The following is a 24,875-nucleotide window of genomic DNA, read 5'->3' on the forward strand; positions in this document are numbered from 1 at the left end:
GCGTCCCGTCGCGTCGTGCCTCCCCTCGCCAGGACCGCGCCCATGCGTCTCCGCCGCCTGCTGCCGGCCCTCACCCTCCTCCTCCCGATGACCGATCCCCTGGCCGCGCAGGCCACCGACGATCCGTACCGCTGGCTGGAGGCGGTCAGCGCCGAGTCCTCGCTGGCGTGGGTGCGCGGCCAGAACGCGCGCAGCACCGGGGCGCTGACCACCGACCCTGGCTTTGCGCCGCTCAGCGAGCGGATCCTCTCGATCCTCGACTCCGACGCCAAGATTCCCTACGTCGAGAAGATCGGGCCCCACTACTACAACCTCTGGCGCGACGCCGCCCACCCCCGGGGGCTGTGGCGGCGCACCACGCTGGCGGAGTACCGGACGCCCGCGCCCGCCTGGGAGACGGTGATCGACCTCGACGCGCTGGGGGCAGCCGAGGGGGAGAACTGGGTGTGGCACGGGGCGGCGTGCCTCCAGCCGGCCTACCGCCGCTGCCTGGTGTCGCTCTCGCGCGGCGGCGCCGACGCCGACGTGGTGCGCGAGTTCGACCTGGTGACGCGCCAGTTCCTCCCCGGCGGCTTCACGCTGCCGGAGGCCAAGTCGAACGTGGCCTGGCGGGACGACGACGCGATCTTCGTCGGTACCGACGTCGGGCCGGGCTCCATGACCACCTCGGGCTATCCGCGGCTGGTGCAGCTGTGGCGGCGCGGCACGCCGCTGGCCGAGGCGGAGACGGTCTACGAGGGCCGGCCCGACGACGTCTGGGCCTACGGCTGGCGCGACCTGACGCGGGGCTTCGAGCGCGAGTTCGTGGCCCGGGGGATCACCTTCTACAGCAACGAGATGTTCCTGCGGCGCGACGGCGTGCTGCACCGGATCCCCAAGCCCGACGACGCCAACGCCAGCGTCTTTCGCGAGTGGCTCCTGCTCGAGCTGCGCAGCGACTGGACCGTGGCGGGCCGCACCTGGCCCGCGGGGGCGCTGCTGGCCACCCGGTTCGAGGACTTCCTGGCGGGCGGGGGGGCGCTCGAGGCGCTGTTCCTCCCGACCGACCGGAAGTCGCTCGCGGGCTTCAGCGTCACCCGGCACCACGTGGTGGTCAACGAACTCGACAACGTCCGCAACCGGCTGTACGTGCTGACGTGGCGCGACGGCGCCTGGCAGCGAGCCCCGCTCCCCGGCGTCCCCGAGTTCGGCGCGGTGGGGATGAGCGCGGTGGACCCGGAGGAGTCGGACGCCTACTTCCTGACGATCACCGACTTCCTGACCCCCACCAGCCTGGCCTACGGGACGGTGGGCGGCGGGCCGGCCGAGCGGCTCAAGCAGCTCCCGGCCTTCTTCAGTGCCGACGGACTGCGGGTCAGCCAGCATGAGGCGGTGTCCGCCGATGGCACCCGGGTCCCGTACTTCGAGGTGGCGCGGCGCGACCTCTCCCGCGACGCCCGGCACCCGACCCTGCTCTATGGCTACGGTGGCTTCGAGGTCTCGATGCTGCCCAGCTACAGCGCCTCCGTGGGGGCGGCCTGGCTGGAACCGGGGGGCGTGTACGTGCTGGCCAATATCCGCGGCGGCGGCGAGTTCGGGCCACGCTGGCACCAGGCCGCCCTCAAGGCCAACCGCCACAAGGCGTACGAGGACTTCATCGCGGTGGCGGAGGACCTGATCCGCCGCGGCGTCACCCGGCCAGCACAGCTCGGCATCATGGGCGGCAGCAACGGCGGCCTCCTCATGGGCAACATGCTGACCCGCCGCCCGGACCTGTTCGGCGCCATCGTCTGCCAGGTGCCGCTGCTCGACATGCGGCAGTACCACACCCTGCTCGCGGGCGCCTCGTGGATGGGGGAGTACGGCAACCCCGACGACCCGGCGGAGTGGGAGTTCATCCGGACGTTCTCCCCCTACCACAACGTGCGCGAGGGCGTGACCTACCCGCCCACGCTCTTCACCACCTCCACGCGCGATGACCGGGTGCACCCCGGGCACGCGCGCAAGATGGTGGCGAGGATGCTGGAGCAGCGTCACGACGTGCTCTACTACGAGAACATCGAGGGCGGCCACGCGGGCGCCGCCGACAACCGGCAGGCCGCCTTCATGTCGGCGCTGGCCTGGACCTTCCTCCAGCGGCAGCTGATGCCCGCGCCCGCCACGCCGTAGGCCACCCCCTGGAGACCGCCGGGCTCACCCCACTGAGCGAGCTGCACGCCGCCCTGCTCCAGGCCACCATCACGCTCGGCCTGGTGGCGGTCTGCGGCCTGCTCTACGCCCGGTTCCGGAAGCCGTACTTCTTCTGGTGGGCGGTGGCGTGGAGCCTGTACCTGGCCCGCCTCGGCGCCATCCTCATTTACGTCCCGTCCGGGCGGCCATTCTGGCTCTACGCCCACCAGGTGGCCACCGGCTGGACGGCGCTTGCCCTGCTGTGGAGCGCGGTGGTCTTCTCCCGCGGCTCCCGCTTCCGCCCGGGATTCTGGGTGGCAGTGCTCTTCCCCCCGCTCTGGTCCTACTTTGCCATCTATCACCTCGGCGTGGAGGAACGGTTCCTCTACGCCGCCCTGCCCGCGGTGGCGTTCCTGAGCGGCGCCACACTGTGGACCGCCGGCGTGTTCTTCCACTTCCGCCGCAAGACCGGCTCGCCGGGGGCGCTGCTGCTCGCCTTCGCCTTCCTGCTGTGGGGGCTGCACCACCTCGACTATCCGGTGCTCCGGGCCCGCGGCGCCTGGAACCCCTGGGGCTACTACCTCGACATCGTCTTCGCGCTGCTGGTGGGCGGCGGGATCCTGATCCTGGTCATCGAGGACCTGGAGCGCGGGCTGCGCGCCCTCTCCACCCTCTCGGGCGACCTGCAGCGCGGCGAGGGTGGCGCCGACGAGGTCGGCGCCCTCCTGGGCCGCGCGCTGGTGCTGCCGGGCGTGCGTGGCGGCGCACTCTACGACCGGACCCGCGCCGAGGTGGTGCGGGGACTCGGCGCCTGCGCCCCGTGGGAAGGCCACCCCCCGAACGGGGACACCCAGGCGCTGATCGAGGAGGTGCTCGCCACCGGGCGGCCGGCCTCCGGCAGCAGCGGGGTGTTCGCCTATATCGCGGCGCTTCCCGTCATGCGGCGCGATGCCGTGGCCGGCGCCATGCTCATCGTCGGCGACGCCCGCGATCCCTTCGCCGCGCTCGACGCCTCGTTCCTGCAGGCGCTGGGGCAGCAGGTGGGCGCGGCGCTCGAGAACGCCGACCTCGACCGCCGGCTGCGGCGCCGCACCGAGGAGCTGGAGCGGCTCTCGGTGCGCATGGTGGAGCAGCACGAGGAGGAGCGCCGCCGCCTCTCCCTCGAGCTGCACGACGAGACCGCCCAGGTCTTCTCCGCCGTGAAGCTGCAGCTGGGCATCGTCCGCGAGGAGGTGCCCGCGCCGCAGGCCGAGCGGCTGGCCCGGGTTACCGAGCTGGTCGATGAAGGGATGGCCAGCATCCGCAGTGTCACCGACCAGCTCCGGCCGTCCCTGCTCGACGACCTCGGCCTGCTCCCCGCGCTCCGGGCGCTGGTGGCCGATTTCGAGAGCCGCACCGGGATCGTCGTCACGTTCGCGGCCCCCGAGCGCCTGCCGCCGGTGGACACGCTGGCCGAACTCGCCATCTTCCGCGCGGTGCAGGAGGGACTCTCCAACGTGGCGCGCCACGCCGACGCCGCCACCGCCACCGTGGCCCTCGCCGCGCGACCCGACGGCCTCACCATCCGCCTCGAGGACGATGGCCGCGGCCTCTTCGCCGACGGCGCAGTGGTGGAGGAACACACCGGCCTCGCGGGCATGCGGGAACGCTTCACGGCGCTCCGGGGCACCGTCGCCCTGGAGCCGGGCGCGACCGGCGGCACCCGGCTCACCCTGCACCTCCCGCTGGCCCCCGAGCACTGATATGGCCGATCCGATCCTGCGGGTGATGCTGGTGGATGACCACGTGCTGGTGCGCGAGGGGATCCGGCACGTGCTCACCGGCACGCCCGGCGTCGAGGTCGTGGCCGAGGCGGGCGACGGCGAGGTGGCGCTCGCCCTGGCGCAGGAGGCCCGCCCCGACGTCGTGGTGCTCGACCTCTCGCTCCCGGGAGCCGGCGGCCTCGAGGTCACCACCCGGCTGCGCACCCTGCTGCCCACGGTGCGGGTGCTGATCCTGAGCGTGCACGACCATCCCGAGTACGTCCTCGGCGCGGTGCGCGCGGGAGCGCAGGGCTACCTGCGGAAGGACACCTCACCCGCCGAGCTCCGCGAGGCGCTGCGGGCGGTGGCCCGGGGCGAGTCGTACTTCTCCCCGCCGGTGGCCCGCCACCTGAGCGCGGCCCTCCGCGGGGACACCCCGGCGGACGATGCCGCCACCCGGCTGGCCCGGCTCACGCCCCGCGAGCGCGAGGTCCTGGCCGGGATCGCCGCCGGCGAGACCAGCCGGGCCATCGCCGCGCGGCTCGGACTCTCCCCCCGCACCGTCGAGACCTACCGCGAGAACCTGGCCCGCAAGCTCGACATCAAGACTGTCGCCGGGCTCACCCGCTTCGCGGTGGAGGCGGGGCTGGCCAAGGAACCCCGCGGCTGACGTGAACGGCCGGCTCCGGCCGGCGTGAAGCTTCCCTCACCCTCGCACGACGTACCCCCCCGCACGCGTTCCAGCGTTCCCGCGCAACTGCTTGGCCTGCATGCAGGTGCGCCAAGGGACGCGGGACGCGTCCGTAGTTCTACGGAGCGCGAGCCCCGCAGCTTCCCGAATTACCGCGAATCAGGTCGGGCACTACCGTAGACCCGCACCCACATGGGTGCGGACTCCCAACCTGCGGCAGGACTACCTGAATGCGTTTCCCTCGCTCGTGCCTCGCAATCGCAGTGCTCTCGGCTTCCTCCCTCAGCGCGCAGGCCACGCCGCAACGCGTGACCCGGGACACCGTCATCGAGTTGCAGGAGATGACCGTCACGGCCACGCGTGACCTGCGCGAAGTCTTCCGCACCCCGGCGCCCGTGAGCGTGGTGGACTCCACCACGCTCGCCCGGCGCGCCCCCGGCAGCATCACCGACCTGTTCTACGACCTGCCGGGTCTCGACGTCAACGGCATCGGCCCGAGCCAGTCACGGCCGATGATCCGGGGCCTCCTCGGACAGCGCATCCTGCTGCTCCAGGACGGCATCCGCATGAACAACTCCCGCCGCGAGTCGGACTTCGGCGAGATCCCCTCCCTCGTGGGCCTCGAGGCCCTGGGGCGGGTGGAAGTGGTCCGCGGGCCGACCTCGGTGCTCTACGGCACCGACGCCATCGGCGGCGCGGTGAACCTGATCACCCGCCAGCCGCCCGCCGCCATCAGCGGCAGCAGCGTGCGCGGCAGCGTGGGCTACCGCTACCAGAGCGCCGGCAGCCAGCAGCGCCCCTGGGGCCTGGCGGCCGGGCAGGTGGGCCGCTTCAACTGGCTCGCCTTCGGCTCCTACCGCGACGCCGGCGACTACACCGCGCCCGCCGGTACCTTCGGCCAGCTGCCGCTCCCCAGGGACGTGAAGGTGCGCGACAGCGGCGTCCGCGACCAGAACTACGCCGCCCAGCTCGGCTACAACTTCTCCGAGACGCAGGGGGTGAGCGCCCGGTACGAGCGCTACAGCGCCGCCGATGCCGGCTTCGGCTACGTCAAGCCGACCGACCTCAACCGTCCCAGCGATCCGACCATCCAGATCCGCTACCCGACCCAGGGCGTGGACCGCGTCTCCCTCGGCTACACCAACCGCACCCTGGGCATCGCGGTCGCCGACCGCCTCGACGTCACCACGTACTACGTGAGCAACGCCCGCCGCCTCAACTTCGACATCATCATCCCGACCGGGCCCGGCTCCCAGGGCCAGATCTCCACCCGGAACCACACCGACCTCGACACCTATGGGGTCCGGCTGGAAGCCGCCAAGGCCGTGGGCAGCGTGCTGCTCACCTACGGCGCCGACGCCTTCCGCGACCGCTCCAACAACAGCGACACCAGCACCACCACCGGGTTCGGCCCGCCGTCCACCGATCCCGTCTCCAAGACGCCGAACGCGATCTTCCGCAGCATCGGCGGCTTCCTGCAGAGCGACGTCCACCTCGGCGACCGCTTCAACGTCATCGCGGGCGTGCGGCTGCAGAGCATCAAGGCGGAGACCCGGCCCACGCCCGGCGTGACGCTGCCGCTGGTCTCGGATGAGCACGCCACCGCGGTCGGGACCCTCAACGCCGAGTACCTGCTGAGCGACCGGGTCAGCCTGGTCACCTCGGTGGGCCGCGGCTTCCGCTCCCCCAACCTGATCGAGCGGTTCTTCGAGGGCCCGACCCCCGAGGGCTTCGGCTACCAGGTGCGGACCCCCGACCTCAAGCCCGAGACCAGCATCAACGTGGACGTGGGGTTCCGCTATCGCGACCCCCGCGTCACCCTCGAGGCCTTCGGGTTCCGCAACGAGATCACCAACGGCATCGGCCTCGTCCCCACCGGCGACAGCATCGCCGCCGGCCCGGGCCAGTTCCTGCCCACCTACGAGAACGTGAACTTCGGCAAGCTCCGGGTGCTCGGCGTGGAGGCCAGCGGGCGGCTGAACCTGGGACGAGGCTTCTCCACCGCGGCCAACCTCACCGTGTTCGACTCGAAGGATGTCCGCGACCCGACCAACCCGGTGGCGCAGAGCTACGGCCTGCGGGTGGGCGGCGAGGCCCGGTACGACCATCCGGGCAACCGGTTCTGGCTGGCCTACGGGGTGCGGCACAACGGCGAGCAGAAGGATATCGCCGTGACGCTGAGCCCGGTGGGCTCGCCGGTGCCCTCGTTCACCATTATGCACGCCCGGGCCGGCATGCGGCTCTTCACGGCCGGCCGCAGCAGCCATTCGGTGACGTTCGTGCTGGACAACCTGGGCAACACGCTCTACAGCGAGGCCTCGAACTCGAATTTCTTCCGCCCCGCCCCGGGCCGGAGCCTCACCGCCGCGTACCGCGTCGACTTCTGAGGCGGCAACGAAACGGGGGCCGGACACCCTGGTGTCCGGCCCCCGTGGCGTTCCGTCGAGTCGCATCATCCGCCGAGGCGCTGGCGCTCCTCGTCCGTGAGCGGCCTGGCGCTCTCCGGGGTCACGAACACCGGCACCTCGAACCGCGCCTTGAAGTCCACCCCGGGCAACGCCGACTGGACCTCGAGGTCCCAGCGGACCGTGTCCCGGGAGTTGCGCTCGTCGGTGGGCGGCGCGTCCGACGGAATGGCGAAGGCCACCGGGATCCGGAGCCCCTCTCCCGCCACCAGCGAACCCGGCAGCTGCTGCTCCCGCTCCCACAGCGTGGACGTCGTGGTCCGACGGTTCTTCCCGGACCCGGTCGTCACCAGGCGCAGGCACTTGAGCGTGACCTTGACGTCGCTCTCGGCCGGGAGTCCCCGCGGCACCAGCACCTGCCCCGCCAGCGCGCGACCCACCACCCCCGGACGGGTGGCCAGCTCGAAGACCGGGGAGCCGAAGCGCCGCTTGCGCAGCGTCTGATGCACCGCGGCCGCGGCGAGCCCGAGGGCCACGAGCGGGAAGAGCCAGACGAACAGCGCCCCCCCGTCCCCCGGGTTCTGGCGCGTCACCGTCAGGGCCACCGACCATCCGACCACATTGAAGACCACCGCCAGCCCCGTCAGGATGCACCCGGCGTTCTTGTAGTCGTCCTCGATCCGGCCCGAGGCCCACTTCTCGGCGTCCCACGGTTGGCCGCTCATGCGCCCGCCGTCCCGGTGGCGATCGGCCGGCCCGAGCTGGCCCATTCGGTCCAGGAGCCGTCGTAGAGCGCCCCCGGCGCGGCGCCGATCCGCTCCAGCGCGAGCAGGAGGTTGCAGGCGGTGGTCCCCGAGCCGCAGGTGGCGATGACCGGCCGGTCGAGGCCGATCCCCGCTCGTTGCAGCCGCGCCCGTACCTCCTCCGCCGGCAGCACGAGACCTTCGGCCCCGACCAGGTCGGTGTAGGGGAGGTTCACTGCCCCCGCCATGTGCCCGCTCGGGAGCCCCGGCCTCGGCTCAGGATCCCGCCCCTCGAACCGGCCGGCCGAACGCGCGTCGACCACCTGGGCCGTCCCCTGTGTCAGGGCCGCCGCCACGTCGTCCGCACTCCGCACCAGGCCACGATCGAGGCGTGCGGTGAAGGCCCGGGGCGTCGCCGCCGTCACGGCACCGGCGTCCATCGGCCGGCCCACCGCGCGCCAGCGCACCGAGCCGCCGTCCAGCACCGCCACCGCGCGGTGCCCGAAGGCGCGGAACATCCACCACGCCCGCGCGGCACTCAGGTTGGTGCCGGAGCCGTCGTAGACCACCACCGCGTCGTCACTGCCGATGCCGAGTCCGCCCACGTAGGCCCCGAAGGCGGCGTCGGAGGGAAGGGTGTGCGGCAGCGGCGAGGCGGGATCGCTGGCGGCGTCGAGGTCGAAGTAGCGCGCCCCAGGCAGGTGGCCGGCCTCGAACTCCGCCCGGGCATTCCGGCCCGTGGGAGGCAGGTACCAGGAGGCGTCGAGCACCACGAGTCCGGGGGTCCCCAGGCGTTCGGCCAGCCAGGCGTCGGGGACCACCGGAGGCATTGAGAAAGTCGTCATGGTTGGGCCGTATCTTAGCTGGAACCCCGGACCTGAGCGAGAGGAAATCCCATGCGCGCCCACACCCTGATCCTGGCTGCCCTGCTGGCCACGCCGCTCGCCGCGCAGCAGCGGGCGGTGGTGGTGAACCGGGTCCGCCTCCCCGACCAGCAGGTGCGGGACCTCGAGACGCGGTGGTCGGTACAGGTCCGCGATGGCCGCTACTGGTACGACGCGACGTCCGGCGCCTGGGGCATGGACGGCGGCCCGACGGCCGGCTGGATCCTCCCAGGGCTTGCCCTCGGCGGCGGGCTGCCGCCCGATGCCTCCAACGGCGCCACCGGCGTGTTCATCAATGGCCGCCAGCTGCCGGACCAGGACGTGCGCGCCCTGATGCAGATCACGCCGGTGTACCGCGGGCGGTGGTGGGTGGATGCCCGGGGCAACTTCGGCGCCGAGGGCGGACCGGCGCTGGGCAACCTCTGGATGCTCGCCCGGCAGCGTGGCGGCCGGAGCTGGTCCATGTACACCAACCAGGGGAACAACTTCATCGCCGGCGACGAAAACGGCTGCACCTACTTCAACAGCCGGGACAACGGCGGCGGCACCAGCACCTCCTGGGCCTCGCCCGGCTGCTGACCCGCGCCGGCACTCCCGGAAGCACGCGAGGGCTCCCGTCCACGACGGGAGCCCTCGTGCCGTTCCGGGGGCCTCAGCGGGAGGGACGCTGGGGTGCCGCCGGGGCGGGCTGCGGCGGCGGGGGGCCCTGGCCGGGGCCGTCCGCGCCGGGCACGACCTTCGCCGCCTCGATGGTGATGTCGAGCGTCACCTCGTCGCCGAGCAGCACGCCGCCCCCTTCCACCGCCCGGTTGTAGGCCACGCCATAGTCCAGCCGGTTGATCTTCGTCGACACCGCGAAGCCCACCCGGTCGCGGCCCCGATTGCCGGGGCTGATCCCGTTGTAGGTGCCGGTGAGCGTGATACGCCTGGTCCGGCCCCGCATGGTGAGATCACCCGTGAGGCTGATCTCCTCGCCCTTGACGGCCACCCCGGTGCTCACAAAGGTGATCTCGGGAAAGGAATCGGTCGCGAAGAAGTCGTCGGAGCGGAGGTGGGTATCCCGGCGCTGGTTGTTGGTGGAGATGCTCTTGGCCCGGATGATCACCTTGACGGAGCCCCTGGCCCAGTCGGCCGGCTCCCCGGTGATGGTGCCTTCCCAGTCCGTGAAGGTGCCGGTGACCCGGCCCACGAGATGCCGGATCCGGAACAGCAGCTCCGAATGGGTGGGATCGATCTGCCAGGTGGTCGCGGCGCCGGTGTCGGGGGCGGCCGCCGCGACCGGCGGCGTGGCGGGCGGGGCCACGAGGAGGGCAAGGGAGGTCGCAAGCGCCAGCATGGAGACTCCAGTGAGGGGAAGGGCTCTGGGCACCGGAAAATAGCGGCGCCCCGTCACGGTAGGGTACGCCGTGGACGGGGCTTCCGTTGAGTACCCAGCTCCGGCCCGCCGGTTCCCCTAGCGGTGCTGCCCCAGCCCTTCGGCGGCGATGCGACGGACCTCCGGGTCGGCGTCCTTCATGGCCCGGACCAGCAGCGGAGTCACCGTGGCATCCTCGATGGACCCCAGCGCACTCACCACCTCGCGACGCACCTGCACGTCGGGGTCCTCCAGCGCCCGGCCCAGCCCGGCCACCGCCCGCGGGTCCCCGATGGAGCCCAGCGCGCTCGCGGCGGACTGCCGGATCTCGGCATCCTGGTCCCGCAGGGCATTGATGAGCGACTCCGGGGCACGGTCCAGGGCGTCCAGGGACCCGAGCGCGCTGATCGCCTCGTGCCGCACGAACCGGTCGGGATCCCCGGTGGCACGCCCCAGTGCCTCGGCGGCGGCGGGGTCCTCGATGCTGCCGAGCGCCGACGCGGCGGCCGCCCGCACCTCGGCCACCCGGTCCTCGAGCGCCCGGATCAGGGCCGGCACCGCCGCCCGGTCCTCGATGCTGCCCAGTGCCTCCGCGGCCGCGCGGCGCAGGTCCGGACTGGGGTCGCGCAACAGCTCCGCCACCGGGCGCGCCGCCTTGGGATCCTCGATCGAGCCCAGCGCTTCCACCAGCGCGAGCCGAACCTCGGGATCGCGGTCGTCGAGGGCATCCACGAGGGCGGCCGTCGCGGCGGCATCCTCGATCGACCCGAGCGCTCGCGCCGCCTCCTGACGAACCGCCGGGTCGCGGTCGCGGAGCAGCGGGAGCAGGGGCCGGGTGGCCCGCGTGTCCTCGATGCCTCCGAGCGCGTAGGCCGCCGCCCGGCGCACCCCCGCCTCGGGCCGGTCGAGCAGCCGGACCAGGCCCGGCACGGCCCGGGCATCCTCGTACTCGCCCAGGGCCCACGCCGCCAGTCGCACCACGTCCGGGTCACGGTCCGCGAGAGCCTGCTGCACCGCCTCGAACGCGGCCGGGTCCTCGGAGGTCCCCAGGCCGAGCAGTGCCGCCTCACGCACCCGCCCCTCAGCGTGCCGCAGGCTGCCGCGCAGGCCCGCCGACGCCTCCGGGAGCGGGCTCATGCCCAGCAGCCGCGCTGCGGCCCGTCGCACGCACGGCTCCGGCCGGGCAAGCGCCGCGAGCAGCAGCGGGACGGCGCGGCGGTCGAGGACCCCGCCCTGATAGGAGCGCCGCACCGAGTCGACCGCCGGCCGACGATCCCGAAGGGCGGCGACCTCCAGGCCACCGCCCCACCAGCCGTTGCCGAGCATGTCGACGGCCAGCTCGCACACCGAGGCGTCGGTGGACGCGAGCGCGGTGAGCAGCGCCCCGACCTGCGCCGAGTCGGGGCCGTGGCGCGCGTCCTGCCGGGACCAGCGCGGTGGCCGTGGGGCCCGGATCTTCGGCATGTGAAATCGCGGACCGGGCATCGCGAGCGCCATCGGCGCCACCATGGCGCGCGGCGGCCGCGGTGGGGCCGGGGGCGCCGGGGCGGGCGCGGCGGCGGCCTGCAGCAGCACCGCCGCGCCAAGGGCCAGGAATCCGGCCGCCACGGCTACTCCGACTCCCGCTGGCCCAGCGCCATCGCCGCCTGACGACGGATCACCGGATCATCGGAGCGCAGCGCCCCGACCAGCGCCTCGAGCGCGCTCCGGTCCCGGATCTCGCTCAGCCCGTTGATGGCGGCCTCGCGCACGTCCGCGTTGGCGTCGGCCAGCAGGGTCTTGAGCGCCGGCACCGACTTCGCGTCGCCGATGCGGCCCAGCGCGTAGGCCACCTGCTGCCGCACATCGGCCGACCGGTCCGTGGACATCGCCAGCAACTCGGCCGGCACCTGGGTGAGCCCGGCCTCGGCCACGGCGTTGACCGCCATCTGCCGGATGTCCGCCGCGGGGTCCTTGAGCAGCCGCGTGAACGCGGCGACGAACCGCGGGTCGGCCGGGCCGTCCTCCTCACTCTCGTGGAGGTGGCTCAGCGCGTAGGAGATCGCCACCTGGCGCATCTCGGGATCGGCGTCGTTCATGGTGCTGAGCACCACATCCACCGGCACCCCGTCCGGGAAGCTGCTGAGCGCGGAGAGGGCGTGGCGGCGCACCTCGACCGAGCCGTCCTTGAGCAGCCCGAGCAGGCCCGGCACTGCCCGGCGATCCTCCAGCGAGCCCAGCGCCAGCGCCGCGTAGGCCCGCACCTGCGCGTCACCATCCTCCAGCGCCGCGATCAGGCCCGGGACCGCCCGCGGGTCTTCGAGGTTGGCCAGCGCCTGCGCTGCGGCGCGCCGGACATCCACGTCGCGATCCGTGAGCGCGCCGATCAGCGCGGGCACCGCGATGCTCGTGGTGTCGCGCGGCCGCTCCCGCTCGAACCCGGAGTACGCCCGGGCAGCCGCCAGCTCGCGCCAGGCATCCGCACCGGCCACGGCCATGGGCGCCAGGGCCGGCATGGGCGCCCGGGGCGCACGCGGCGGCTCCGGCGCGACCGGGGCGCGCGCCGGCGCCCAGGCCTCACTCCGCAGCCGGGCCATGTCGGCCCGCGCCGCGCGCCATTCCGCGGACCGCATCCGCGTCCAGAGTCGGCGCAGGGTGCCGCTGCTGTCGCTCCCGGCGCTGTCGGTGGCGACGCTGTCCCGCGCCACGGGCTGTTGCGCGTGCGCGGTCACCGTCGGGACGGTGATCGCCGTGACGCCAAGCAGCGCCACGGCGCCGGCGGCGAACCAGAGTGTACGTGGAGCGTTCGGCATGGGACGACCCTCGATCAGACGGTGGATGCGGGTGACCAGCTGGGATCGGCGCTCCGCCATGCCCGCGAGGGGCACCGGCTGCGGCGTGGCGGTGACCCACTCCGCCACCTTCACCAGGCAGCTGGCCAGGGACACGCCGGAGCCGGTGCGACGCACCGCCCAGTCGTCACAGAGATATTCGGCCGCTTCCTGCAGCCGCACGCGCGCCAGCCGGTTGAGCGGCTGGAAGAAGAAGACCCGCTCGAGGGCACACCCCAGCGCGAGCCACATCGGGTCGCGTCGCACCAGGTGCGCCAGTTCATGCGCCAGGAGGGAGCGCTGCTGGGCCGCGTCGAGCTCGGTGAGCGCCACGCCCGGCAGCACGATCTCGTCGCGGCCCAAGGCCACCGGGCTCGCCAGCCCGGCGGCCTGTGTCAGGCGCACCGGCCGGCGGACCGCCCCGGCCCGGCGCAACTCGGCCACCATGGCCAGCAGCCCGGGGTCGGTGACGGGCACCCGGGGGCCCATCCCCTGCAGCGCGCGGCGGCGCTGCACCAGGTACAGCCCGAGCAGCGCGGCGCCGACGCCGGCCCAGCCCCACAGGGCCAGGGTGAGCCCGCGCCCTGCCCCGCCCGCGGTTGCCCCCACGACCGGCGAACCATCCCCAGCGACCACTGGTGCCGCGGGAGGTGCCGCCGGAAACGAGGTCGTGACCTCCGGGCTCACCGCCGCGGGCACCGGGGCCGCCAGCAGTCCCTGCCAGGAGACTTCCGCCGCCTGGGACGCTGTCACCGGGTTGCGAACGGCGGTGGAAAGCGCCAGCACGCCGCTCAGCGGCTCGAACGGCAGGGCGGTCTGGAGCGTGGCGGTGAGCAATCCCCCCACCATCCCGGCCTTCCAGAGCACGTCGCGGCGCGAGGCGCTCACGCCGGGCCGCCGCGTCAGCAGCCAGGTCAGCCCGAGCAGCAGGGTGCTGTGGAGCGCGTAGGTCAGCAGCCAGCTGCCGGCAAAGGTCTCGAAGCTACTGGGCATCGGAGTCTCCTCCCTTCCCTGCCTGGGCCTGCTCGAGCATGGCCCGCACCCGGTCCAGGTCGCCGGGACTGATCTCCCGCTCGCTGAGCAGGTGCGAGACGAGCGCCGCCACGTTGCCGTCGAAGAGCTGTTCGGTAAGTTCCCGCACCATCGAGTGCCGCACGTCCGCCTCGGTGACCAGCGGGTGGTACACGTACTGCCGGGCGCGGGTCTCGTGGGCCACCACCCCGCGCTTTTCCAGCCGGGAGAGCAGCGTGGCCACGGTGGTCAGGGCCAGGCCTCGCTCCGGCCTGAGCGCCTCGCAGATGTCCGCGACGGTGGCCTGGCCGCGCTCCCAGAGCACCCGCAGGATCGCGATCTGGAGTTCGGTGAGCTGGTGGATGTCGGACATGGTACCTCGTCGGACCCGGGGGAGCTGCCACGCCGGCCTCGGGGCCGGCACCGACTACACCTGTAATATTACGCTTGTAGTGATTCCGTCAAGACGGGAACTTCCTCCGCGCGGTTTCAGGGTGCGCCGGCCCTCCGGGAAACCGGGGTGCCGCCCCACTCGTAGCTCGCGGGTTCACCCCTCTCCCAAGGCATCCGGGATGCGATACCTCCTGCTGGCCGCAGGGCTGTTCCTTCCCGCCACACTTGATGGCCAGACCCGCGGCCCATCGAGTTCGGCGTGGCTCTCGCTCCTTCCGGGCGGGGTGGCCAAGCGACAGTTCATCATCGACTGCACCAACTGCCACCAGTTCGACAGCGTGGTGGCCCTGCCCGAGGGCCGGGAGCGGACCCGGGACGAGTGGGCGGCCGCGGTGCGCAAGATGCTCGAGTACGCCGGGAGCTCCACCAGCTTTCCGATCATCTCCGCCGGCCGGGACCCCGACTCCACCGCGGCGTGGCTGGTCGCGCAGCTGGCGGGGCGCCGCCCGACGGCGGTGCCGCCTCCCCGGCTCGGCCGCGCCGAGGTAACCGAGTTCCCGATGCCCCTGGCCACCGACCTGCCCCACGACGTCGCCATCGACGGCGGTGGCCAGGTTGTCATCACGGGGATGTTCAGCCACGTGATGTACCGGCTGGAGCCGCAGCGCGGGATCATGACGCCGGTGGCGCTGCCGGTGCCCAAGGGGGGCCCCCGCGCGATCGAGGTGGACCAGCAGGGCGACTGGTGGGTGCTGCTGGGGGGCGCGGGGCTGCTGGGGCGGTATGCGCCGGCCAGCGGGCGGTGGACCACCTGGCCGCTCGGGATGTACCCGCACAGCGTGGCACTCGACCCCGACGGGGTGGCCTGGTTCAACGGGCATTTCACCCGCTTCCCGGAGCAGATCGGGCGGGTGAACCCGGCGAGTGGGCGGGTGGAGGTCTTCGACCTGCCCCCGCATCCGCGCCTGGCGCGCACCGCGGGCGGGCCCATCCCCTACGAGTTGCGCGCCGGAAGCGACGGCACCATCTGGGGCTCCGAACTGCAGGGCAATCGCATCTTCGCGTTTCACCCCGCCACGCGCCGGAGCCGGGTGTGGGACCTGCCGACGCCCATGAGCGGTCCGCGCCGCTTCGACATCGGGCCCGGCGGCACCCTGTGGATCCCGGGCTACGCGTCGAACATGCTCATCCGCTTCGAGCCGACCGGGCAGCGCTTCTCGGAGTTCCCGCTGCCGGTGCCCGACGCGCTGCCCTACGTGGTGCGGGTGGACCCCGCGCGGAACGCCGTCTGGATCGGCACCGCCGGCGCCGACCTCGTGTTCCGCTTCGATCCGCACACCGAGGATTTCACCGCCTACCCGCTGCCGAGCGCGGGGGCACTGATCCGTCACCTGGCCATCGACCCTTCGAGCGGCGACGTCTGGCTCGCCTACGGCGCCTCGCCGTCCCGCACCAGCGCGCGGGTGGCGCGGCTCCGCCCGCGCTAAGGCCGCGCGGCCCAGGCCAGGCCGTCAGGGCCGAGCCCGGTCTCGACCTCCGCCACCACCGCCAGGCGCTCCAGGTCGAGCACCGCGATCCCGCCGGCCTGGCTGCGCGAGACGAACGCCCGCCGGCCGTCGGACGAGGGCACCAGGCCGATCGGCGTGCCCGGCACCGGGATCCGGCCGATGACCGCGCGTCGGTGCGCATCGATGACCACCACGGCATCGGCGCGGGCGTCGGAGGCGAGAATCCGGCCGCCGTCGGGCGTGAAGGCAAGGCGGATGGGCATGGTCCCGACGGGCAAGGTGGCGATCACTACCTCGGTGCGGACGTCGATCACCGAGACGGCGCCGTCGCCGTTGTGCCCCACCCACAATTCCCCACCGTCCGGCGAGAGCGCGATCCCCTCCGGTTGCGGGCCGACCGCGATGTGCCGTGCCTCCCCGGTGGCGAGGGTCAGCCGGGTGACGCTCGCCGATCCCACGTTCGCGGTGTAGAGCGCGCGGCCGTCCGGCGAGGCGACCACCATGTGGGTGGCCAGCTGTCCCGTCCGGGCCACCCAGTCCACGCCGACGGCCGGTTCGTCCAGCCGCGCCACCGCCTGGTTGACCTCCGCGGTGAAGTACACCCGTCCCCCCGCCATCACGATGCCATGCGGCCGCCCGAGGGAATCGAGCGGGAGCTCCCGGGCGGTGAGCGTGCCCAGGTCCACGACGGAGATCGAGTGCCCGGCCTGCCGGTCGCCGTAGTTGGTGACGTAGGCGGTGCGGCCATCGGGGGCGACCGCCACCTCGTGCGGGCCGGTCCCGGTGGCCACGCGCCCCACCACGCGGAGCGCCACCGGATCGACGACCACGAGCGTATGTTCGGCCTTGTTGAGCACCAGCAGGACGGTATCGGGCGCGAGGGCGACGAGCGCCGCCAGGGCGAGGGACGACAGGGCCATGAATGACTCCTCAGGAAGTGCCAGACGTACGGTGAGGCATAGACGGCGGGTTTCACTTCCCTGATATTCCCCCCATGCCTCCTTCCCTTGAAGCCCCCGGCGCGCGCCTGGCCGGACTGTGGGCGCGGCTGTCCCCGCTGCCCGGCGGCACCTGGCTGTTCAGCCGGGTGCTCGGCTGGATGGTCCCGTACACCGGCTCCATCGGCGCCCACGTCGTGACGCTCGGGCCGGGCCACGCGCGGGTGGTGCTCCGGGACCGCCGCGCGGTGCGCAATCACCTGCGCTCGGTGCACGCGATCGCGCTGGTGAACCTGGCGGAGGTCGCCAGCGGACTGGCCATGCTGGTGGGACTCCCCCCAGGGGTCCGCGGGATCGTCACCCGCCTCGGCATCGAGTACTTCAAGAAGGCGCGCGGCACCCTGACGGCCGAGTCGCGGGTGACCATACCAGTGGTCACCGAGCCGACCGACTACGAGGTCACCGCGCTCATCACCGACACCGCCGGCGAAGTGGTGGCGCGCGCCACGGTGCACTGGCGCCTCGCGCCGGTATGAGCCCCTCCCTGCTCGACACGCCGCTGGCGCGCCACGCCGGGATCGAGGTCCCGGTCATCTGCGGGGCGATGTATCCCTGCAGCAACCCCGAGCTGGTCGCCGCGGTGTCCGAGGCGGGCGGGATCGGGATCATCCAGCCCATCTCCCTCACCTACGTGCACGGCCACGACTTCCGCGAGGGGATCCGGCTGATCCGCCGGCTCACCAGCCGGCCGATCGGGATGAACGCGCTGATCGAGCAGTCGTCGAAGACCTACCACGAGCGGATGACCCGCTGGATCGACATCGCGCTCGAGGAGGGGGTGCGGTTCTTCATCACCTCGCTCGGGAACCCGCGCTGGGTGGTGGACCGGGTGACCCCGGTGGGCGGCATCGTCTATCACGACGTCACCGAGCGGAAGTGGGCGGAGAAGGGCCTCGCCGGTGGGGTCCACGGGCTCATCGCGGTGAACCGGCGGGCGGGCGGGCACGCCGGGAGCCGGACCGCGGAGGAGCTGCTCGAGGAGCTGGGCGGGCTCGGGGCGCCGCTGGTCTGCGCCGGGGGCATCGGCGACGAGCGCGACTTCGTGGCCACGCTGCGGATGGGCTACGCCGGCGCGCAGCTGGGCACCCGGTTCATCGCCACCACCGAGTGCCGCACCAGCGAGGCCTACAAGCAGGCGATCCTCGCGGCCGGCGAGGACGACATCGTCCACAGCGAGCGGATCACCGGGGTGCCGGTCGCGGTGATCCGCACGCCCTACATCGAGCGGATCGGGCTGCGCGCCGGGCCGGTGGCGCGGTGGATGCTCCGCCACCGCCGCACCAAGCACCTGATGCGCACCGTGTACGCGCTGCGCTCGCTGTGGCAGCTCAAGCGCGCCTCGCTGGACGAATCGGGCGAGCAGGACTACTGGCAGGCGGGGAAGAGCGTGGCCACCATCGACCGGATCGAGCCGGCCGCCGACATCCTCCGGCGGTTCGCCGCGGCGGCCGGCGCCGGCTAGCGCGGCATCGGCGGGGCGTGGCCCACGATCCGCTCCCAGCTCGCCGGGTCCGTGGCGCCCTCCGTGTTGAGCAGCAGGACCCGGCTCCCGCCGGAGAGGCCGAGGGCCGCGCGTGCCGCCGCGTGGCGCGGCGCCATCAGTTCCATGAGCCCCGCCAGCCCGGCGGCGCCGGACTCCCCCGCCACCACTCCGAGCCCGGCCAGCGTCCGCATGGCCTCCGCCGCCTGCGCGTCCTCCACCGCCACGAAGGCGTCGACGCCGTCCCGCAGGTCGGGCCAGGCGGCCGTGGAAGGGGTGCCGCAATTGAGCCCCGCCATGATCGAGGCGTCGGCCCCCGCCTCGAGCAGCACGGGTGCCCCGGCGGCAATCGAGCGCAGCGCGCAGGCGGCGCCCGTCGGCTCCACCGCGAGCAGCAGGGGGAGCTGCCCCAGCCCCTGGCGGCGGAAGTGCCGCACCACCGCGCTCGCGAGCGTCCCCACCCCCACCTGCACCAGCACCACGTCGGGCGGGCCTTCGCCCGCCGCGTCGAGCGCCTCGTCCACCTCGGCGAAGATGGTCTCGTAGCCCTCCGCCACCCAGGCCGGCACCTCCTCGTACCCAGGCCACCCATGATCCTGGATCAGCAGGCAGTCCGTCCCGGTCGCGGCCTCCGCCGCGCGTGCCACCGCGGCGTCGTACGTCCCCGCCACCTCGATCACCTCCGCCCCCTCGCCGCGGATCCCCGCGAGGCGCGCGGGCGCGGAACCCTGTGGCAGGTACACCCGGGCGGGCCACCCGAGCCAGCGGGCCACCCGGGCCACCCCCCGGCCGTGGTTGCCGTCGGTGGCCGTGATGAGCCGCAGCGGCGGCATCCCGGCGATGCGAGCCCGGAGCTCCTCGACGTCGCGCCACGGCTCGGGTGCGGTACCCAGCCGCGCCGCGAGCGTGCGGTAGGTGGCCCAGGCGGCGCCCAGCACCTTGTACGCCGGCAGGCCAAGGCGGCTCGATTCGTCCTTGAGCCAGACCGCCCCCAGCCCGAAACGCGCGGCCACCGGCGCGAGCGACCGCAGCGGGGTTGGTGCGTAGCCAGGCAGCCGGCGGTGCACGCCGCGGGGAGCGGTGTCGGGTTCCGGGTAGCGCAGCGCGGGGCGCCTGAGGGGATTGCGCAGCAGCTCACTCATGGTGACCTGAGTCTCCAATTTCTGGTCGGCCTGATACCGGTCAGCCCGTCGAGCCGCGCAGCGGCCCCGCAGAATACCGCACCGGTGGGCGTGGGGCTGGGTCGGCGTGTGTCATGCAAGCTGTTGTTGCACAACGAGATGAAGTATGGGCCCAACTGTTGCTTTAAGGAAGCGCAATCAGCAGGGCTTTGCAACGACTCGGGGTGCGGAGGCGGGTGCCATGTATCGGATCCGGTCAGCTTCAGGGAGCGAAGCGGTCTACAACTCGCTCGAGGAGTTCCACGCGGCGGTCCGTCGCGGGGAGGTCGACGCCGAGGACGAAATCTTCCATACCCGGGCCAACCGCTGGCTCGACGTGAAGAGTCACCCGCACTACCGGAGCGCGGTGGGCTGGAACGGCTCGGGGGAGCCGTCGCTGCCGCCGGCGCCGCCGGTGGCTGCCCATCCGCCCGCGCCCGCGCCGCGCGTCGCGCCGGCCCCGCAGGCCGCGGAGGCGCGGGCGCAGGCTGCCGAGCCGGCGCGTCCCGCGGCCACCGCCCAGCAGACCGTCCTCCGGCCGCAGCTGGTGGCCGACCGGCCCCCCGTCACGGCCGCGGCGACTCCGGCTGCGGCGCCGCCCGCGGCTCCTGGCCCGCCGCGCAAGAGCCGGGAGCTCGCGTTTATCGACCTCGGTGAGCCGGCGCCGCCCAAGAAGCAGAACGTGACGATCGTCGAGGCGCAGAAGCCGGCGCCCAAGCCGACGCCCGCCCCGCAGCATCCGCAGCACGGCACCGAGATCCAGTTCCTGGTGATGGATGGTGGCATCGAGTCGCCGGTGCGGAACTCCGCCGGGCACCGGACCGTGGCCGAGGATCTCGACCTGCTGTTCGATGCACCGCTGCCCGCGGCGAGCAACGTGGCCGTCGCCCCGCCGCCGGCTCCGCCCGCCCCGCCCAAGGTCGAGACTACGGTGCGTCCGGCCGCCTCTGCCCCCGTGGCCGAACCGCCCCGGCCGGAGCCGCCGAAGCCCGCACCCGCCCCGGCGCCGCAGCCCAGGGCCTCCTCACCGAGGCTCGAGGTGGTGAAGCCGGCGCCGAAACCCGCGCCCACGGCGGAGCAGGTCGAGACCGTCGCCCCCGTGGCCCAGCCCAAGGCGGAGCCGGTAGCGCCCACACCGGAGCCCGCCCGCGCCTCCGCACCTCGGCTCGAGGCCCTGAAGACCTCCGCGCCCCGGCTCGCGACGCTCAAGCCGGCCGCGCCCGCGGCACCCGTCCCCCCGCCGCCTGCCGTGGCGGAGGTGGATCTCGACATTCCCGACGCCTCGCTGCTCACCGAGCCGGCGCTGGCGCCGGTCGCGCCCGCGGCGGCAGGTGGCGCACGGGCTCGCACCGGCATGCTCTACGGGGCCGGCGCCTTCGTGCTGGTGCTGGGCGTCGCCGTGGCGGCCTGGAAGCCCTGGGCCCGGGGCACGGGCGACACGCCCGCCCCCCCGCCGGTGACCCGCCCCGCGTCGAGTGCCCCCGCCGAGAGCGCCACCACGACCCCGCTGGTCGGGGCGCCGGCCGTGTCGGTGCCCCCCAGGCCGCTCGCCGGCAGCGCGGGCCGCACTCCTGCGGGCGCCGTCCCGACGCCCGACAGCGCGGTCGAGGAACCGAAGGACGAGATCATCGCCGCGGCGCGGCCCAACTTCCGGCCTGAGGTGGATGTCGGCGCCGCGAGCCTGTCGATCGGTGGGGACCTTCCCGCCGCCCAACCCGGCGCGGCGGCCGTGGCCCCGAGCGAACTGGCGCGGCGGCTGGTGCGCGCGGAGTCGCAGTTGCAGGAGGAACTCACCGGCCGGCTCGGCGCCTTCCGGGACCTGCTTACCCCCGAGCGGCTCCGCACCGCGGATGGTGCCGCGCGTGCCCGCACCGCGTGGGGCGCCGGCGCCGACGCGCTCCGCCAGTACCGCTCCCGCCTGGCGCGCCTGGGGCAGGCCTACGAGGACAGCGCGCTGACGTCGCAGCGGGCCCAGCGCTGGCCGGCGGAGGAACTGCGCGCCTGGTCGGCGCGCCAGACGGCCGCGGAGCCCGCCGAGGTGGCCCAGCTTACCGACTTGATGGTGGCCCAGGTGAGCGAAGGGCTCGACCTGCTGGCCGCGTCCGACGGGCAGTACACGGTGAAGGGGGATCGCATCGCCTTCACCGCCACCGGCGCGGTGCCGCGCTACCTGAGCATCCGGACCTGGGTCGACCAGCGGATGGGCACCTGGCGGGCGCAGCCGGAGAATGCCCGCCCCTACACGGTGACCGCGCTGCTGCGCGCGCTGGGCGAGGGCTTCCCCGCGGCGCAGTGATCGCCCTTATCCACAGCTTTCCACAGCCCTCCACAGAATCCACAACTTCGCTCCGTCAAGTCGCGCACCGCGCGGCTTGACGGCGATTCTGTCGCGCGACAACTTGGGCCCTCCTCGCGATTCACCCTGACTCCGCCCTGCCCATGCCTGCGTCGCTCGACGAACTCATCGCCGCCTTCCGCTGCACCTTCTTCCCGGTGCAGGTGCTCGTCGTGGACGACGACGTCACCGCCCGCGCCGCGATGCGCCGCGTGCTGGAGCGCGCCGGCTTCAGCGTGATCGTCGCGGAGCACGGCGAGGATGCGCTGCGGCTGCTCGAGGGCACCCACATCCCGGTGGACCTGCTGGTCACCGACGTCCAGATGCCCGGGATCCAGGGCGGGCAGCTGGCGGCGCGGGTGCGTGAGACCTGGCCCGAGCTCCCGGTGCTGTTCGTCTCCGGGGAGCCGCGCAACGCGCGCCTGGCTGTCGAGACACCCGGCCCCACCCGGTTCCTCGCCAAGCCGTTCCTTCCGGCGGAACTCCTGGGCCTGGTCCAGGCCGTCCTCGACCTCCCGGCGCCGGACGGCGTCGGCATCCTCGGCCCGGCGCTCGAACTCGGGGCCTGAGCGACGCCGCCGGCGCGCGCAACGCCAGAGGGGCACCCGCGGACGGGTGCCCCTCTGGCGTTTCGGGCGGCACGGGCGCGTCAGGGCTTCACGAACAGCGTCGCCCAGTCCCGGTCGGCCATGACCACCAGCTTGAGGTGGAGCCGCCCGGTGGCGCCATCATAGAAGAACTTGTCGCCGGCCGAGGCGAGGAGCTCCGCGAGGGAGCCCGCGGCGGACATCGGGTTCCCCGCCCAGTAGTCGCGGATCACCTGGCCGGGAGCCGCCGCATAGGGCAGCGACAGGGTCACCGCGTCACCGGCCTGCGCGTTGTCCAGGTAGAACCGCGGCTGCGCGGGCGTGGCCGCCGACCAGGTCACCGCGTAGCCACGCGCCGGGAGCACCGAGAGGGCGGCGTGGTCGGTGCCGTTGCCGGTGCCGCTCAGGTCGAGCGCCACGGCGTCGTCCCGCGTGACGGTGAGCGGCGCCACCGGCTCCGACGCCCCGCTTCCCACCGAGAGCTTGGCAAAGCGGCTGGTGCAGACGTGCGCGTTCCAGGCGGCCTGGAAGGCGCAGCCCGGGGAGAGCAGGATCGGGGTGTTCGCGACCACCCACCGCCCCGCGTTGCCGGTCACCGCCCCGTCCTGGTCCAGGAAGACGGCCGACTTGTCGCCGTCCTTGTCGGCGTGCGGGTTCTCCAGGAACACCGGCGTGGCGTTCACGAACGTCATCCCCCCCGCGTAGTTGCGCGGGTTGATCGGGAAGGCGTTGGTCCGGTTGTAGCCGAGCGCGCTCGCCGGCACGGTGGTGGCGGCGGTGTAATTGATGAAGGTGACCTGGTCGGCCCACACCCGGCCGTCGTAGAACTCGTAGCCGCGCAGGTAGCTGCCGGAGGGCAGCTGGGCGATCGCGCCGGACTGGCCGATGAACGTGCTGCTGGTCACCGAGGTCTCGTACGCCGCGAAGGTGGCGCCGATGGCGTTGTCGGCCAGCAGTGCGTGGGAAAGGCGGAGGTAGGTGCCCCGGAGCCAGACGGCGCGGAAGTAGTGCTTGTAAGCGCGGAACCCGGTGAAGTCGGCCAGCACCGGCGCGGAGTTCGGGTCAGAGGGGACCGCCCGCGGCTCGTAGTTGGTGACCTCGGTGGTGCCATCGGGCAGAGGCCCGTCATCCACGAAGAGCCCACCGTTGTGGTTGGAGTGCGCCACGTTGCCCGAGAACTCGCGCAGCGGCGTGGTGCGGGGGAGGTCGGGCTGCCCGGTGGAGAGCCCGGTGGGCGACGCCGGGAAGGCGCACCAGAACCCGAACCCGGCCGACCCCGCCGCGACGTTGTCGCGGATGGTGTTGTCGGGGTTGGTGATCCAGAAGGTGGCCGGGGTGGCGTCCGAGGCGAGCAGGCGATCGGCGCCCTGCGGCACCCGGCTGGTGAGGCCGAGATTGCCTTCGATCAGGTTGCCGCTCTCGCCGCCGTCCTCGAGGAAATAGCCGTGCCCGGTATGGTCGTAGCAGACGTTGTCCTGCACCGCCGCGTTGTCGCTGCCGTGGACGGTCACGCAGCGGCTGAAGGTGCGCCAGACCGAGCTGTTCCGCAGGTACTGGCCGGTGACGTCCCCGGCCATGTGCCAGTGCATCGGGTAGCGCGCCAGGTTGCCCCGCTGGCCCATCTGGAAGAGCTCGACGCCCTCCACATGCGCCGTGGCGCCGGACAGCACGATGATGTGCCCCCCGAAGCCCGGCGTCGCGCCGGTGTCGCCCTGGATGGTGATGTTCCGGCTCAGGAGCCCCACCTCCGCCCGTTCGTCGAGCGACACCCCGCTCACCGTGAGCACCTCGCCGAAGTGCTCCCGGGCCAGCGGCGCCGCCAGGGTGAGGGTCCGGCCGCTGACGGCCGCGATCACCGCCTCTTCCGCGCGGCTCTGGTTGTAGTCGCTCGAGGCGAGCACGATCCGGTCGCCGACCCGCCAGCCGGGGTTCCGCACCAGCGTCACGCTGGTGGCGCCCTGGGGCGCGGTGCCATCGAGGTGGGTCCACCCCCCGCGCGTCTCGCCATGCAGCTCCAGCCGCCCGGACACGCCGATCATCTTGTTCCCGACGCCACTCACGTCCGGGTTGCCGGCGGTGCCGGTCAGGGTGATGAGCGCGCGGTGGGTATAGGGGTTCTGCTCGCTGCCGGCGGTGAAGCTGCCGTTGACCAGGATCCAGCCGGCCGTGAGCGCCACGTCGTTCGTGCCGAGCGCCAGGTCGCCGTTGACGGTGAGGCTGTGCAGCGCCGGGGGGCTCTGGTCCAGTTCCACCGCCAGGCCAACGGGGATCACCACCGAATCGCCGGCCGCGGGGACCTGCCCCGAGGGCCAGGTGGCCGGATCGGACCAGGCCTTGAGGTCACCGACCGGCGGCCCGCCGCCCGGCCCGGTGGACTCGGCGGCGCAGCCCATCACCAGCAGGCTGAATGCAATGGCGAAGCGACCGGGGAGCTGTCGCATTTCGGGGGACCCTCAATGATCGGGGAGCGGGACGGCCGGGACTCGGGCAATCATCGGCGCCCGGGGGCCGCGGCACAATCCGGAGGAACTGGTCGGTGTCAGATCCCATGACACCCTTCTGCAGGATAGCACTGCTGGTCGCCCCGCCCGCGTGACCCGCATCACCCAGGGACGCTGGCGTTCAC

At 73.3% G+C, this 24,875-nt stretch carries 19 protein-coding genes; 10 read left to right on the forward strand and 9 right to left on the reverse strand.

The annotated features are described in order from the left end of the window. Window positions 1-42: 42 nt before the first annotated feature. The 4 genes from IPJ95_17500 (at window position 43) to IPJ95_17515 (ending at window position 6,968) form a co-directional block, all read left to right on the forward strand. Window positions 43-2,148 (forward strand): S9 family peptidase, encoded by a 2,106-nt coding sequence (locus IPJ95_17500; GenBank protein MBK7925398.1) that lies wholly within the window; start codon window positions 43-45, stop codon window positions 2,146-2,148. An 83-nt stretch (window positions 2,149-2,231) separates the two neighbouring features. Further along, window positions 2,232-3,890 (forward strand): GAF domain-containing sensor histidine kinase, encoded by a 1,659-nt coding sequence (locus IPJ95_17505; GenBank protein MBK7925399.1) that lies wholly within the window; start codon window positions 2,232-2,234, stop codon window positions 3,888-3,890. A gap of 1 nt (window position 3,891) precedes the next feature. After that, window positions 3,892-4,560: a response regulator transcription factor gene (locus IPJ95_17510; protein ID MBK7925400.1), complete on the forward strand. Its 669-nt coding sequence runs from the start codon at window positions 3,892-3,894 to the stop codon at window positions 4,558-4,560. A gap of 251 nt (window positions 4,561-4,811) precedes the next feature. After that, on the forward strand, window positions 4,812-6,968 hold the full coding sequence (locus IPJ95_17515; protein ID MBK7925401.1) for a TonB-dependent receptor: 2,157 nt from the start codon (window positions 4,812-4,814) through the stop codon (window positions 6,966-6,968). A 65-nt stretch (window positions 6,969-7,033) separates the two neighbouring features. Here IPJ95_17515 and IPJ95_17520 read toward each other — a convergent pair whose 3' ends face one another. Then, window positions 7,034-7,711 carry a hypothetical protein gene (locus IPJ95_17520; protein MBK7925402.1) on the reverse strand — a complete coding sequence of 226 codons (678 nt, stop codon included), beginning with the start codon at window positions 7,709-7,711 and terminating at the stop codon, window positions 7,034-7,036. After that, window positions 7,708-8,574, reverse strand: coding sequence for a sulfurtransferase (locus IPJ95_17525; protein MBK7925403.1), 867 nt, complete (start codon window positions 8,572-8,574; stop codon window positions 7,708-7,710). Before IPJ95_17525 ends, IPJ95_17520 begins: the two co-directional genes overlap by 4 nt. Before the next feature lie 51 nt (window positions 8,575-8,625). Between IPJ95_17525 and IPJ95_17530 the strand changes: the two genes are divergently transcribed. After that, on the forward strand, window positions 8,626-9,192 hold the full coding sequence (locus tag IPJ95_17530) for a hypothetical protein (protein ID MBK7925404.1): 567 nt from the start codon (window positions 8,626-8,628) through the stop codon (window positions 9,190-9,192). Window positions 9,193-9,265: 73 nt separating this feature from the next. Here IPJ95_17530 and IPJ95_17535 read toward each other — a convergent pair whose 3' ends face one another. From IPJ95_17535 to IPJ95_17550, 4 genes are all read right to left on the reverse strand, one after another. Beyond that, a complete protein-coding gene (locus tag IPJ95_17535; protein MBK7925405.1) occupies window positions 9,266-9,949 on the reverse strand; it encodes a YceI family protein in 684 nt (227 codons plus the stop codon). Window positions 9,950-10,066: 117 nt separating this feature from the next. Next, window positions 10,067-11,575, reverse strand: coding sequence for a HEAT repeat domain-containing protein (locus tag IPJ95_17540; GenBank protein ID MBK7925406.1), 1,509 nt, complete (start codon window positions 11,573-11,575; stop codon window positions 10,067-10,069). A 2-nt stretch (window positions 11,576-11,577) separates the two neighbouring features. Further along, complete coding sequence (locus IPJ95_17545; GenBank protein ID MBK7925407.1) at window positions 11,578-13,770, reverse strand: HEAT repeat domain-containing protein; 2,193 nt, start codon at window positions 13,768-13,770, stop codon at window positions 11,578-11,580. Continuing rightward, window positions 13,760-14,161: a BlaI/MecI/CopY family transcriptional regulator gene (locus IPJ95_17550; GenBank protein ID MBK7925408.1), complete on the reverse strand. Its 402-nt coding sequence runs from the start codon at window positions 14,159-14,161 to the stop codon at window positions 13,760-13,762. Before IPJ95_17550 ends, IPJ95_17545 begins: the two co-directional genes overlap by 11 nt. Window positions 14,162-14,360: 199 nt before the next feature. Here IPJ95_17550 and IPJ95_17555 point away from each other — a divergent pair, with 199 nt between their 5' ends. Next, complete coding sequence (locus IPJ95_17555) at window positions 14,361-15,668, forward strand: hypothetical protein (protein ID MBK7925409.1); 1,308 nt, start codon at window positions 14,361-14,363, stop codon at window positions 15,666-15,668. On the opposite strand, the gene IPJ95_17560 is transcribed toward IPJ95_17555, so the two are convergent. Beyond that, entirely contained in the window at window positions 15,665-16,609 is a 945-nt protein-coding gene (locus IPJ95_17560; GenBank protein MBK7925410.1) for a YncE family protein, read from the reverse strand. The two genes, IPJ95_17555 and IPJ95_17560, sit on opposite strands and share 4 nt — an antisense overlap. A gap of 74 nt (window positions 16,610-16,683) precedes the next feature. Here IPJ95_17560 and IPJ95_17565 point away from each other — a divergent pair, with 74 nt between their 5' ends. Together IPJ95_17565 and IPJ95_17570 are read left to right on the forward strand one after the other, a co-directional pair. After that, window positions 16,684-17,163, forward strand: coding sequence for a DUF4442 domain-containing protein (locus tag IPJ95_17565; protein MBK7925411.1), 480 nt, complete (start codon window positions 16,684-16,686; stop codon window positions 17,161-17,163). After that, window positions 17,160-18,149, forward strand: coding sequence for a nitronate monooxygenase (locus IPJ95_17570; protein MBK7925412.1), 990 nt, complete (start codon window positions 17,160-17,162; stop codon window positions 18,147-18,149). The genes IPJ95_17565 and IPJ95_17570 overlap by 4 nt, the downstream gene beginning before the upstream one ends. Here the strand turns inward: IPJ95_17570 and IPJ95_17575 are convergent. Next, window positions 18,146-19,309, reverse strand: coding sequence for a diaminopropionate ammonia-lyase (locus tag IPJ95_17575; GenBank protein MBK7925413.1), 1,164 nt, complete (start codon window positions 19,307-19,309; stop codon window positions 18,146-18,148). The two genes, IPJ95_17570 and IPJ95_17575, sit on opposite strands and share 4 nt — an antisense overlap. Before the next feature lie 220 nt (window positions 19,310-19,529). On the opposite strand from IPJ95_17575, the gene IPJ95_17580 reads away from it, so the two are divergent. Both IPJ95_17580 and IPJ95_17585 read left to right on the forward strand, forming a co-directional pair. Further along, window positions 19,530-21,623 (forward strand): hypothetical protein, encoded by a 2,094-nt coding sequence (locus IPJ95_17580; GenBank protein MBK7925414.1) that lies wholly within the window; start codon window positions 19,530-19,532, stop codon window positions 21,621-21,623. A gap of 143 nt (window positions 21,624-21,766) precedes the next feature. Beyond that, window positions 21,767-22,231 carry a response regulator gene (locus tag IPJ95_17585; protein ID MBK7925415.1) on the forward strand — a complete coding sequence of 155 codons (465 nt, stop codon included), beginning with the start codon at window positions 21,767-21,769 and terminating at the stop codon, window positions 22,229-22,231. Window positions 22,232-22,311: 80 nt separating this feature from the next. Here the strand turns inward: IPJ95_17585 and IPJ95_17590 are convergent, their stop codons facing one another. After that, the gene (locus IPJ95_17590; GenBank protein ID MBK7925416.1) at window positions 22,312-24,690 is read right to left on the reverse strand and encodes a transmembrane domain-containing protein; all 2,379 of its coding nucleotides are present in this window, start codon (window positions 24,688-24,690) and stop codon (window positions 22,312-22,314) included. Window positions 24,691-24,875: the final 185 nt, after the last annotated feature.

The sequence above is a fragment of the Gemmatimonadota bacterium genome, assembly GCA_016713785.1.
Classification (GTDB): Bacteria; Gemmatimonadota; Gemmatimonadetes; order Gemmatimonadales; family GWC2-71-9; genus JADJOM01.